This is a genomic window from Cupriavidus agavae (genome assembly GCF_004217045.1).
GTDB lineage: Bacteria > Pseudomonadota > Gammaproteobacteria > Burkholderiales > Burkholderiaceae > Cupriavidus > Cupriavidus agavae.
This window is the reverse complement of the sequence record NZ_SGXM01000001.1, coordinates 809245-821715: the sequence shown is the minus strand read 5'-3', so window position 1 is coordinate 821715 and position 12471 is coordinate 809245. Positions and strand designations below refer to the sequence as shown.

The window sequence follows — 12471 nt, the reverse complement described above, 5'->3', positions numbered from 1 at the left end:
GCACCGGCGGCTCGGCACGCTGTCAGGACGGCTCGCGCTCGCGCACACGGGGCCGGCGCGGCATGCCCGCCGGCTCGGCGGTGTCGTGCGACGACACGCAGTTGCGGCCCATCTGCTTGGCATCGTAGAGCGCGCGGTCGGCGCGCCGCATCACGGCGTCGGCGTTCTCGCCAGCCTGGCGCTCGGCCATGCCGACGCTGATCGTATAGGCGATCGGATCGGGCTCCGAAGGGCACGGCGTGGAGCGGACCGACGCACCAAGCCGCACGCTGATGGCCCGGCCGGTTTCGAGCGTGACATCGGGCATCACCATGGCGAATTCCTCGCCGCCGAGCCGGCCCAGCACGGCCCGCGCAGGCGCGGCCTTGCGCAGCAGCCCGGCAAAATGGCGCAGCACGCTGTCGCCGGCCAGATGGCCGTACAGATCGTTGATGGCCTTGAAGTGGTCGAGATCGATAAAGGCCACGGTGAACGGCGTACGCTGCCGCTCGGCGCGCTTGCAGGCCAGTTCCAGCTCCTCCCAGAACGCGCCGCGCGAGAGCACGTCGGTCAGGTCGTCATGGCGCGCCCGGCGCTCGATGATCCGGCGCAGCCGGTCGTGCGCCATCAGCGCGAAGCTGACCGACAGGCCCACCACGCCGAACACGAACCAGACGGTGACGCCGTCGCGCTGCTCCGGCAGCGGCAGCGGGTGGCCATCGACCAGCGTGGAGAGCGGAGGCCACGCCTGCGCGCCAGCCAGCAGCGTGCAGGCCAGCGCCACCAGCACCAGCGACAGCACCGCCAGCCGGCCCGTGCCACGCTTGGCCGGCAGCCGCGGCAGCGCCACGCGCAGCAGTTCGAGCAGCAGCAGCACCTGCGCCACCGACGCCGCCAGCGCCAGCCCGGCCACCGCCGGCATCCCTTCGAGCACAGCCGCGCCCGAGGCGGCGCCCGACCAGATCTGCCCGATTCCCTGCCCCGCATGCAACGCCAGCGCGCCGATTCCGGGCAGGTTCAACAGCGCCAGCACGAGGCCACGCCCCGGCTTGCCAACGAAGTGCCGCGTGCCATAGACCATCAGCGACAGCCCGGCGGTCAGCGCCAACTCGGGCAGCGCGCTCAGCGGCCACTCGGGCCGGTACGCGTGGGCGGCCAGCAGCACCACCGCCAGCGCCACGATCAGGTCGCCGATGGCCCACGACGTGAGCCCGCTGCGCTCCATGCCTGCCGAGCGCCGCAATACGGCACAGACGATCGCCATCTGCAGCGCAAACAAGCCTGCGATCAGCACCACCACCTGCGACTGAAACATCTTCATTCCCGTTCACAAAGGCATTGCCGGCGCTCCGCGCGGCGCCGCCTTGCCTTCTGATTCGCGGCCTGCGAAGGGCCGTCCTGTTCTGTTGCCGCAGGTCCGGTTGCCCCGTTGCCGGCGATGCATGCGCATCGGGCGGGGCAAGGCAGGCACGGCGCAGCCGACGCGTCGCAAAGCGGGGCTGGCATGCCATTGTTCTGTTGGTCGGGACCGGGTCCGGGTGGGTACTGCAATGCCCGGCGCGAGGCGCCGGGTCGGACCGTTTTGCGGTGTGCGGATTATGTCAGCGCGACGCACCAAGTCAAGCCAAAACCGTCCCGCCTGAAGCGGGGTGCCGACACCGCCCACCCTCCCCCGCCCACCCGGCTCCACCGCCCGCCGATGCCAATTGACCGCAGACCCGCGATCAGGATAGAATCGCCGGCTTCGGAGCGTAGCGCAGCCTGGTAGCGCATCTGATTTGGGATCAGAGGGTCGTAGGTTCGAATCCTATCGCTCCGACCAGTATTTGCAGTGGTAAAAGGCAGTGGAATCAACGGCTTACGTCGCAAGACGTAGGCCGTTTTTTCGTTCTGGCGTGTTCCGCGCTGGTGCTCGCCTGCCTGCTGGCTTTATGGGCGCTGTCTGCCCATGCGCGCCGCAAATGGGTACGGTGGACATGTACCGTACCGCTGCTCATTATCTGGGCCCTGATGGCAGCAGACGGCGCCGGGCTGGCGGACTAGACGGCTACTGCCGCTTCCTCACGCAGTATCACGACAGGCGCCTCCAATTCTTCGATATGCGCCTCCAGCAACCTTACCTGCTTGCGCAGTTCCGCAGCCCGGAACAGATCCCAGATCGCGCAGATGGCGCCCACGCCATACCATTCGAGCGGTGCGCCGAGGAAAATGCAGGCTAGCAAGGCGAGAATCGCGCACATTTCTTATTTTCCCGTTCCCTGAGTCTCTTGTAGATATCGCCGCGCAGTACCGGGCGGGCGCGATTCTGCCTGATGGGTGTTAAGGAAACTACTGCCGCAGGGTCATCCATCTGGTGGAGGGCCGGGAGGCCGGGGGCGCCTGCGAAGACGGTCGCGACGTGCTACAATCGCGCGTCAGTTTCGGGGTGTCTGAGCATGCCCTGTAACCGGGAGCGCGTCGCCAGGCGTGCTGGAAACCGGGTTGTCCGGCCCCATTTGGGAGTTTCGCCAGACCGGTTATCCGCCCGGAAGCACCTTGCCCGCTGTCCCCGTGATGTCACGACCGCGCCTGTGCGCGGCTGCTTGCGGCAAGGCAATCGTCTGGGAAATCCGCGCCCCTTCACGATTCACCTGACCCGCCCGGCAGGAGCGCCCCGCGCATCCGGCCAGGCCCGTCGACTTGCCTCCGGGTGGTGGTAATGTGCGCGGCGGTCGCCAAAGGACGATGCGGCAGTCGCCATGTGGCGATGCGGCGGTCGCCTTGGCGGCGATGCCTGTTCCGCACGGCCAGCCGGCGTCTACAGGATACTCACTAACTTCATGCAGCCAGCAGCTGGCTGCCAGAAAGGAAACAGATTGGCTAAGGAAGAACTCATTGAATTTGGTGGCGTGGTGTCGGAAGCCCTGCCCGACAACCGTTATCGCGTCACGCTGGAAAACGGTGTGGAAATCTGGGCCTACGCCTCGGGCAAGATGCAGAAGCACCGCATCCGTATCCTGGCCGGCGATCGCGTCACCCTGGAAATGTCGCCGTACGACCTGACCAAGGGTCGCATCAATTTCCGCCACAAGTCCTGAGTTCGCCGTACCGGCCTGAGTGGCGACTCCCGCTGTCACGCGGGTGACATCGCCGCTGCCGACACTGACGGGCTATCCGTGGGCCAAGCGCCCCGGATGGCCCGTTTTGTTTTTTGGCGCCGCGTCTTGCAGGCGCCATCGCGCTTCTCCATACTCGAATTCAGTCCAAGGCCGGAGGACCGCCCTCCGCTCCCCTATGAACCTGATCCTGTGGCGCCACGCCGAAGCGGAAGACCTGCCCGCTGCGCTGAGCATTTCGCGCAGCGCGGATCTGCAACGCCCGCTCACGCGTCGCGGGCGCAAGCAGGCCGAGCAGTCCGCGGCATGGTTGCGCAGCCATCTGCCGGCCGACTATCGCGTGGTCTGCAGCCCCGCACTGCGCACGCGCGAAACGGCGGCGGCGCTGTCGGGCAATGCCGAGATCATCGACAGCCTCGCACCCGGCGCCGACGTGGGCGCCATCCTGGCCGCGATCGACTGGCCGCAGGGCCACGAACACACGGTCGTGGTCGGGCACCAGCCCTGGATCGGCCAGCTTGCCAGCCTGCTGCTGGCGGGCCACGAGATGAGCTGGAACGTCAAGAAAAGCGGCATCTGGTGGCTGGCCGCCCGCACCCGCGAAACCGAAGCCCAGGTCGTGCTGCGCGCGGTCATCCAGCCAGATTTCCTTTAGTCAGATTCGTTTCGATTTCGCACGCTGGCGTACCCCAGTGTCGTCACAGTTTCGCCACATTTCCGTCATTTTCAGGGATCGGCCATGGCCGAAAATCCAGGCGTGGCCTATGGTTGACGCATTGTGCGCCGGCCTGCAGTTCTCGGTCATGGAACGGTCATCATCGGTTCACGGCGCTGTCACCCGGCCTCTCTACATTGTTTCGAAGCCGTTTCGTCACCGAAAGGACACACACTGATGCGAGACCTTCCGACGCCTACCCAGCCGCTGTTCGACTCCCTGCCCACTGGCCTGTCTGGCCAGTCGGCGCGGAGGCGTCTTCCTCGTCAGCCAGCACAGCACCAAACCCAGACTCAAGCTCCGGCGCCTGCTTTCAGCGTGGCGTGGGCACGTCACCAGGACGAAGTAGCCGAGGCCCAGCGCCTGCGCTACAAGGTCTTTGCCGAGGAAATGGGCGCCCGGCTGCAGTCGACCGCCGCAGAGACCGACGTCGACATGTTCGATGCCTACTGCGACCACCTGATCGTGCGCGACCAGGAAACGCTGAAGGTGGTGGGCACGTACCGCGTGCTGCCGCCGCACCAGGCCAAGCGCATCGGCTGCCTGTACGCCGAATCGGAGTTCGACCTCGTCCGCCTGGCCCATCTGCGGCCCAAGATGCTGGAACTGGGCCGCTCGTGCGTGCACCGCGACTACCGCTCGGGCAGCGTGATCATGGCGCTCTGGGGCGGCCTTGGCGAATACCTGCAGCGTTACAACCTCGAATCGATGCTGGGCTGCGCCAGCGTCCCGATGAGCGACGGTGGCCACTACGCGGCCAGCCTCTATCGCCAGTTCGCCGAGAAGTCGCTGGCACCGATCGAATACCACGCCTTCCCCCGCCTGCCGCTGCCGGTGGACGACCTGAACCAGACGCTCGACGTGGAACCGCCGGCACTGATCAAGGGCTACCTGCGCCTGGGTGCGAAGATCTGCGGCCTGCCGGCGTGGGATCCCGATTTCAACGTGGCCGACTTCCTGACGCTGCTGCGCGTGCGCGACATGAATCCGCGCTATGCCCGGCACTTCCTCGGCCTGAAGTAAGCTGCACCGGCATCAAGAAACGGCAACGGCGACCATTCGGTCGCCGTTTTTCATTGCCTGCCGCGCCGGGCGCGGGAGGAAGCTCAGACGTACACCACCTTGTAGCGCTTGCCCACGCGCTCCCACTCGTCGGCTTCCTGCGCCAGGCTGTACTCCACGAGCGGGTTCGACTCGATCCACGCTTTCGGCAGGCGCACCTCGAAACCCTCGTCGAGTTCGTCGGACCGCTGCTTGACCTGGATCGCCGGCAGCTTCATGTCCCCGCGCCGGCGGCATAGTACAAACGCCAGACGCAGGCTGAACAGCATGCGCCAATCGACAAAACGCCCGCTGCCGGAGAGCTTGCCGAGCTTGCCGGCATGGCCCAGCAGCAGCGTGGCAAGCCGCGCCTGGTCGGTCTTCGAGAAACCGGGCATGTCGGCATGCGTGGAGATATAGGCCGAGTGCTTGTGATAGCCGCTGTGCGAGATCGACATGCCGATCTCGTGCAGGCTGGCGGCCCAGCCCAGCAGTGCGAGATTGTCCTCGCGGCGTTCGTTGCGCGGCTCGGGAAACTGCGCCAGCAGCTCGCGCGCGGCGTGGCCCACGCGCGTGGCCTGCGCGCGGTCCACGGCATAGCGCCGCATGAACTGGTCCACCGTGACGGTACGCATGTCCTCGTGATGGCTGCGGCCCAGCAGGTCGTACAGCACGCCCAGGCGCAGCGCGCCGTCGGTCACATCCATGCGGTCGATATCGAGTTCGGCAAACACGCCGAGCATGATCGACAGGCCGCCCGGCAGCACCGGGATGCGGTCGGCCTTGAGGCCGGTCAGCTTCACGCGGTTGGTGTTCTCGGCCTTGATCAGCGCGCGCTTCAGGCGCTCCAGCCCTTCGCGCGTGATGCCGTGCTCCGAGGCGCTGTCGTTCATGCCGTTGAGTTCGATCAACTCGGCCAGCGCCCGCGCGGTGCCCGACGAACCTACCGCCTGCTGCCACCCGGCGGCCTTGTACTGGCGCACCAGCACCTGAATCTCGCGGCGGGCGGCCAGTTCGGCCTGCTTCATCGCGTATTCGTCAACGTTGCCGCTCGGGAAGAACGAGCGGCTGTGCGAGACGCAGCCGATGTAGAGGCTTTCCATCAGCTTGGATTGATAGCCGCTGCCAATGATGAACTCGGTCGAGCCACCGCCGATATCGACCACGAGGCGGTTGCCCTGGCAGGCCGGCGCATCGTGCGACGCGCCCAGGTAGATCAGCCGGGCCTCTTCGCGCCCGGCAATCACCTCGATCGGGAAGCCCAGCGCGTGCTCGGCCTCGATCAGGAAATCCGAGGCGTTCTTGGCCACGCGCAACGTGTTGGTGGCCACGGCGCGCACCTGCCCGGGGGCAAAGTCGCGCAGGCGGTCGCCAAAGCGGCGCAGGGCGTCGATGCCGCGGCGGCGGGCCGGCTGGTCCAGATACTTGTCCGGGGTCAGGCCGGCAGCCAGCCGCACGGGCTCGCGCAGCGCGTCCACCTGGAAGATCTGGCTGGCGGGGCCTGACGCCGTGGGGGTCTCATCCACCCGCCCGATCATCAGGCGGAAGCTGTTGGAGCCCATGTCGACGGCGGCCAGCAAGCGGGGAGTTTGTGTCATCGCGTACGTGTTGCACAGGGTGGGCCCCTTCTGGGAACATGGGGGGCCAAACCTGAAAGATTATGTCTCTGTCATGTCCGCATCATGACAAAATCAAAGTGTCATCAATTTGACACGATTCTATGAAAAAGTCGCCATATCGCCAAAACAAGGTTTTAGACATGTCGACGACACCGCCCGGCACGCTGTTGAACCGCGAGCTGGGCATCCTGGAATTCAACGCGCGCGTCCTTGCGCAAGCCGCCGACCCCAATGTCCCGTTGCTGGAAAGGCTGAAGTTCATCTGCATCGTGTCCAGCAACCTGGACGAGTTCTTCGAGATCCGCATGGCCGGGCTGAAGGAACAGATGCGGGACAACGCGTCGGGGCTGACCCCTGACGGCCTCTCGTTCCAGCAGACCTACCAGCTTGTCACCGAGCGTACGCAGCGGCTCGTGGCCTCGCAGTATGACATGCTGCAGAACGTGATCTTTCCCGCCCTCGAGAAAGAGGGCGTGTTTTTTCACCTGATGAGCACCTGGACCGACGCGCAGCGCGCGTGGGCCCACGACTTCTTCTCGCGCGAGCTCGGCCCGGTGCTCACGCCGATCGCGCTCGACCCCGCGCACCCGTTCCCGCGCGTGCTGAACAAGAGCCTGAACTTCATCGTCGAGCTGTCCGGCAAGGACGCCTTCGGCCGCAATGCCGACCTGGCGATCGTGCAGGCGCCCCGCGCCCTGCCCCGGGTCGTGCGCATGCCCGAGAAGCTGTCTGGCTACGCCTATGGCTTCGTGATGCTGTCGTCGTTCATGCAGGCGTTCGTGCACGAGCTGTTCCCCGCCATCGACGTGCAGGGCTGCTACCAGTTCCGCGTGACGCGCAACTCGGACCTGTTCGTGTCCGAAGACGACATCACCGACCTGCGCGAGGCGTTGCAGGGCGAACTGCCCACGCGCCACTTCGGCGACATGGTGCGGCTGGAAGTCTCGTCCGACACGCCTCCCGCGCTGTCGCGCCGGCTGCTGCTGGAATCGGGCCTGACCGAGCAGGACCTGTACCGCGTCAGCGGCCCGGTCAACCTGGTGCGGCTGATGCAGATCCCGGACCTCGTGGACCGCCCTGCCCTCAAGTATCCGCCGCACGTGCCGGCGCCGGTCAAGGCGTTTGCGCCCGGCGCCAGCATGTTCGGGGCCATCCGCCAGCACGATGTGCTGCTGCACCATCCGTACGAGAGCTTTGCGTCGGTGCTGGACTTGCTGCAGGCCGCCGCCGTGGACCCCAAGGTGGTGGCGATCAAGCAGACCGTCTATCGCACGGGCAACGAATCGGCCGTGATGGAGGCGCTGATGACGGCGGCCCGCAACGGCAAGGAAGTGACGGTCGTGGTGGAGTTGTTGGCCCGCTTCGACGAGGAAACCAACATCAACTGGGCCGAGCGGCTGGAATCGGCCGGCGCCCATGTGGTGTACGGCGTGGTGGGCCACAAATGCCATGCCAAGCTGCTGCTGATCGTGCGGCGCGAGGCGGCCGGGCCCAAGGCCAAGCAGGCCGTGCTGCGCCGCTACGCGCATCTGGGCACCGGCAACTACCACCCGCGCACGGCGCGGCTGTACACCGATTTCGGGTTGCTGACCGCCAACGAGCGCGTCTGCGAGGACGTGCACCACGTGTTCCAGCTGCTGACGGGAACGGCCGGCACGATCCGGCTGAACCACCTCTGGCAGTCGCCGTTCACGATGCACAGCAACCTGATCGACCATATCCGCGCCGAGGCCCGCCACGCCCGCGCCGGCAAGCGCGCGCGGATCATCGCCAAGATGAACGCACTGCTGGAGCCGACGATCATCGACGAGCTGTACAAGGCGTCGCGCGCCGGAGTCAAGATCGACCTGATCGTGCGCGGCGTGTGCGCGCTGCGGCCGGGCGTGCCGGGGCTGTCGGAGAATATCTCGGTGCGCTCGATCGTCGGCCGGTTCCTGGAACACCACCGCGTCTACTACTTCCACGCTGGTGGCAACGACGTGCTGTATCTGTCGAGCGCGGACTGGATGGACCGCAACCTGTTCCGGCGCGTGGAAGTGGCGTTTCCGGTGCTGGACCGCACGCTGAAGGCCCGCGTCATCAAGGAAGGGCTGCAGGTGCATCTGCGCGACAATGCTTCTGCCTGGATCATGCAACCCGGCGGCGAGTACGTGCGGCGGCCATCCCGCGCGAAGGAGCAACGGGTCAGCCAGGTGGAGCTGCTGGCAACGTTCGGGAATTGATCAGGTTTCTCCCCTCTCCCGCTTGCGGGAAAGGGGAGAAACCAGGAGGGATTGAGGAATTCTTACGCCGCGTGCTTCGTCGCATCGGCGTCGTAGCCGCTGCGATCCACCGGAAACACGATCCGGAACGTGCTGCCCCGGCCGACTTCGCTGGTCACGCGCAGGTCGGCATGGTGGCGCGAAAGCACGTGCTTGACGATCGCCAGGCCCAGCCCCGTACCGCCGGTATCGCGCGAACGGCTGCGGTCCACGCGGTAGAACCGCTCGGTCAGGCGCGGAATATGCTCCGGGGCGATGCCCAGCCCCGTATCGCTGACCGAAAACACGGCGTGGCCATCGGTGAAGTTCATGCGGATGGCGATACGGCCGCCCTCGGGCGTGTAGCGCACCGCGTTCGAAACCAGGTTGCCGAGCGCCGACAGCAGTTCGCCCTCGGCGCCGCGCACGATCACGGCCGGATCGATCTCGCTGCGGATCTCGTGCCGGTCCTGCGACAGCGCCTCGGCATCGTGCACGAGGTGGGCCATCAGCGCGGCCACGTTGACGCGCTCGTGGCAAGGCGGCTGGGCGTCGGATTCGAGCTTGGCCAGCGCCAGCAGGTCCTCGACGATATGCTGCATCCGCATCGACTGCACCAGCATCAGTTCGATATAACGCTTGCGGTCGTCCTCGGACACCGGCAGGTCGCGCACGGTTTCCAGGAAGCCTGTCAGCACCGTCAGCGGCGTCTTCAGTTCGTGCGAGACATTGGCCACGAAGTCGCGGCGCATGGCCTCGGTGTTTTCCACCTTGGTGATGTCCTGCGTCAGCACCAGCTTGCGGTTTTCGCCGTATGGCAGGATCTGCACCGACGTGATGTTGCGCTTGTGCTCGCCCATGTCGCGCATGACCAGCGGCTCGTCGTAGCGCTCGCGGGTCAGGTAATGGACGAACTCGGGCCGGCGGATCAGGTGGGTGATGCGCTGGCGCACGTCGCGTTTGGCGTTGAGCCCGAAATGCTGCTCGGCCACGTCGTTGCACCACTCGATCTGGTCGGCATCGTCGAGCATCAGCACGCCATACGGCGACGCCTGGATGGCCTGGATGAAGCGGGTGTGCTGCTGCTCCACGGCCAGCACCTGCGTGCGCCACCGCTTGACCAACCGGTGCAGGCGGTAATAGACCTCGCCCCACAGCCCCAGCGCACTCGGAATTTCTCCATATGCGGGTGCGTCGAGCACGCGCCACAGGCGGTTGATCTGGAACAGGTAATAGCCCAGCAGCAGGAGCAGCGAGACGGAAAGGAACAGCAGCCCGGTGATGGCGCCGGACACGGCGTACAGTCCGGCGGCCACGGCCACCAGGCTGACGAGGATGGCCACGGAGCGGGCCCAGATGACATTCATGCGAGGGAGGGAAGTTCGGACGGCGGTCGCATTGCGACGAAGTGTGCCACGAAAGCGTGCACGGGTGGCAGACGCCGGGATGATCCGGCATGGGCCGGCGCGGCCCTCGCTGCACCGCCGCCGGCCGGAACCATCAGTGGCTCGGCGAACGCGCCAGACGATAGCCGCTGCCGCGTACCGTTTCGATCATGTTGCTGTAGCCGCCCGGCGTCAGCGCGGCGCGCAGGCGCTTGATGTGCACGTCGACCGTGCGCTCTTCCACGAATACGTGGTCGCCCCAGACCTGGTCCAGCAGTTGTGACCGGCTGTGCACACGCTCCGGATGCGTCATCAGGAAGTGCAGCAGGCGGAACTCGGTGGGGCCGAGGTCAAGCTTGATCGGGCCGGTGTCGTCCTGCCCCGTCACGCGGTGCGTGGCCGGGTCCAGGCGCAGGCCGTTGATGGCCACCACGTCGTCGGTCAGCTGGGGCGCCCGGCGGCGCAGCACGGCCTTGATGCGGGCCAGCAGCTCCTTGGGCGAGAACGGCTTGGTGACGTAGTCGTCCGCACCGGCTTCCAGGCCCATGACCTTGTCCTGCTCCTCGCTGCGCGCGGTGAGCATGATGATCGGGATCTGCTTGGTGCGATCGTTGGTTCGCAGCTCCTTGGCGAAGGTGGCGCCCGATTTGCCCGGGAGCATCCAGTCCAGCAACACGAGGTCCGGCAGGACATCGCTCATCAGCGACAACGCCTGCTCGGCGTTGTAGGCGCGAATCGGATAGTGTCCCGCGTGCTGGAGATTGACGGCAATCAATTCGGCGATTGCCGGTTCGTCCTCGACAACGAGAATACTGCTTGGCATGTAATTTTTCTCCGCTTATCAGTCCGGCGCGTTATCAGCTCAGGGCTTCGCGCTCCATGTCTTCCCGCGAAGTGTGGCGAACGTCGGTGCCCTTCACGATGTAGATGATGAATTCTGCAATATTCTTGGCGTGGTCGCCGATCCGCTCGATCGCCTTGGCGATGAACAGGAAGTCCAGCGCCACCGAGATCGTGCGCGGGTCTTCCATCATGTACGTGATCAGCTTGCGCACGAACGCCCGGAATTCCTCGTCGATCGCCTTGTCGTCCTTGACGATGCGGGCAGCCGCCACGGTGTCGAGCCGGGCGAAGGCGTCCAGGGCCTGGCGCAGCAGCGCGATGGCCATTTCGCCGGACAGCTTGACTTCGGCGTAGTTGATGTTGTGCGCCGCCGCGTCTTCCATGATGTGCTTGGTGCGCTTGGCCACTTTTTCGGCCTCGTCGCCGGCACGCTCGAGGTTGGTGATCGTCTTCGAGATCGCCATCACCAGGCGCAGGTCGCGCGCGGTGGGCTGGCGGCGGGCGATGATGTTGCCGCAGTCGGCGTCGATCTCCACTTCCAGCGCGTTGAGCTGCTGCTCGCGGGCAATGACCTGGTCTGCCAGGTCGGCGTCGAAGTCGGCCAGCGCGCGCATGGCCAGTTCGATCTGCGCCTCCACCAGGCCGCCCATCTGCAGCAGCTTGGTGTTGATGGCGTTGAGGTCTGCGTCGAACTGGGTCGACAGGTGCTTGTCAGTCATGGTGTTCTCCTGGCCCGTAACCTGCGGATCAGCCGAAGCGGCCGGTGATGTAGTCTTCGGTTTCCTTGCGGTGCGGCTTGATGAAGATCTTCTCGGTCTCGCCGAACTCGATCAGCTCGCCCAGGTACATGTATGCCGTGTAGTCCGAGCAACGCGCCGCCTGCTGCATGTTGTGGGTCACGATCACCACCGTGTACTCGTCCTTGAGTTCGGCGATCAGTTCCTCGATGCGGCCCGTGGAGATCGGGTCCAGCGCCGAGCACGGCTCGTCGAGCAGCAGCACTTCTGGACGAATTGCGATGCCGCGCGCGATGCACAGGCGCTGCTGCTGGCCGCCAGAGAGACCGTAGCCCGACTGGTGCAGCTTGTCCTTGGCCTCGTTCCAGAGCGCGGCCTTGGAGAGGGCCCATTCCACGCGGTCGTCCATTTCCGAGCGCGAGAGCTTTTCGAACAGGCGCACGCCGAACGCGATGTTGTCGTAGATCGACATCGGGAACGGGGTGGGCTTCTGGAACACCATGCCAACCTTGGCGCGCAGCAGCGAAATGTCCTGCTTGCTGGTCAGCAGGTTGGTGCCGTCCATGTTGATCTCGCCCTCGGCGCGTTGCTCCGGGTACAGCGCGTACATCTTGTTGAACGTGCGCAGCAGCGTGGATTTGCCGCAGCCCGACGGGCCGATGAACGCCGTGACCTTGCGGTCCGGGATCGACATGTTGATGTTCTTCAGCGCGTGGAACTGGTTGTAGTAGAAGTTCAGGTTCCGCACGTCGATCTTGGCGCGCACGGTATCGGGAATATCGATGACGGTAGAGGTCATGCTGATGTCTCGCTTGAA

11 protein-coding genes and 1 tRNA gene are annotated in these 12471 nt (G+C 65.7%); 5 read left to right on the top strand and 7 right to left on the bottom strand.

Annotated elements, in window-relative coordinates:
* Positions 1-22: 22 nt before the first annotated feature.
* Positions 23-1294: a GGDEF domain-containing protein gene (locus EV147_RS03785; RefSeq protein WP_130389773.1), complete on the bottom strand. Its 1272-nt coding sequence runs from the start codon at positions 1292-1294 to the stop codon at positions 23-25.
* A 430-nt stretch (positions 1295-1724) separates the two neighbouring features.
* On the opposite strand from EV147_RS03785, the gene EV147_RS03780 reads away from it, so the two are divergent.
* Positions 1725-1801, top strand: a tRNA-Pro gene (locus tag EV147_RS03780).
* A gap of 217 nt (positions 1802-2018) precedes the next feature.
* Here the strand turns inward: EV147_RS03780 and EV147_RS03775 are convergent.
* Positions 2019-2219, bottom strand: coding sequence for a hypothetical protein (locus EV147_RS03775; protein ID WP_130389772.1), 201 nt, complete (start codon positions 2217-2219; stop codon positions 2019-2021).
* Positions 2220-2834: 615 nt separating this feature from the next.
* On the opposite strand from EV147_RS03775, the gene infA reads away from it, so the two are divergent.
* From infA to EV147_RS03760, 3 genes are all read left to right on the top strand, one after another.
* Entirely contained in the window at positions 2835-3056 is a 222-nt protein-coding gene (gene infA, locus EV147_RS03770) for a translation initiation factor IF-1 (protein WP_008641674.1), read from the top strand.
* A gap of 196 nt (positions 3057-3252) precedes the next feature.
* Complete coding sequence (locus tag EV147_RS03765) at positions 3253-3729, top strand: SixA phosphatase family protein (RefSeq protein ID WP_130389771.1); 477 nt, start codon at positions 3253-3255, stop codon at positions 3727-3729.
* A 237-nt stretch (positions 3730-3966) separates the two neighbouring features.
* Positions 3967-4812: a GNAT family N-acetyltransferase gene (locus EV147_RS03760; protein ID WP_130389770.1), complete on the top strand. Its 846-nt coding sequence runs from the start codon at positions 3967-3969 to the stop codon at positions 4810-4812.
* A gap of 83 nt (positions 4813-4895) precedes the next feature.
* On the opposite strand, the gene ppx is transcribed toward EV147_RS03760, so the two are convergent.
* Positions 4896-6428, bottom strand: a complete 1533-nt coding sequence (gene ppx, locus EV147_RS03755) for an exopolyphosphatase (RefSeq protein WP_130389769.1) — start codon at positions 6426-6428, stop codon at positions 4896-4898.
* A gap of 122 nt (positions 6429-6550) precedes the next feature.
* On the opposite strand from ppx, the gene ppk1 reads away from it, so the two are divergent.
* Positions 6551-8671 carry a polyphosphate kinase 1 gene (ppk1, locus tag EV147_RS03750; RefSeq protein WP_130389768.1) on the top strand — a complete coding sequence of 707 codons (2121 nt, stop codon included), beginning with the start codon at positions 6551-6553 and terminating at the stop codon, positions 8669-8671.
* Positions 8672-8733: 62 nt separating this feature from the next.
* On the opposite strand, the gene phoR is transcribed toward ppk1, so the two are convergent.
* From phoR to pstB, 4 genes are all read right to left on the bottom strand, one after another.
* Positions 8734-10056: a phosphate regulon sensor histidine kinase PhoR gene (gene phoR, locus EV147_RS03745; protein WP_130389767.1), complete on the bottom strand. Its 1323-nt coding sequence runs from the start codon at positions 10054-10056 to the stop codon at positions 8734-8736.
* 133 nt (positions 10057-10189) lie between these two features.
* Entirely contained in the window at positions 10190-10897 is a 708-nt protein-coding gene (gene phoB / locus EV147_RS03740; protein ID WP_130389766.1) for a phosphate regulon transcriptional regulator PhoB, read from the bottom strand.
* 34 nt (positions 10898-10931) lie between these two features.
* Positions 10932-11636, bottom strand: coding sequence for a phosphate signaling complex protein PhoU (gene phoU, locus EV147_RS03735; RefSeq protein ID WP_130389765.1), 705 nt, complete (start codon positions 11634-11636; stop codon positions 10932-10934).
* 28 nt (positions 11637-11664) lie between these two features.
* Positions 11665-12453 carry a phosphate ABC transporter ATP-binding protein PstB gene (gene pstB, locus EV147_RS03730; protein WP_130389764.1) on the bottom strand — a complete coding sequence of 263 codons (789 nt, stop codon included), beginning with the start codon at positions 12451-12453 and terminating at the stop codon, positions 11665-11667.
* Positions 12454-12471 lie beyond the last annotated feature (18 nt).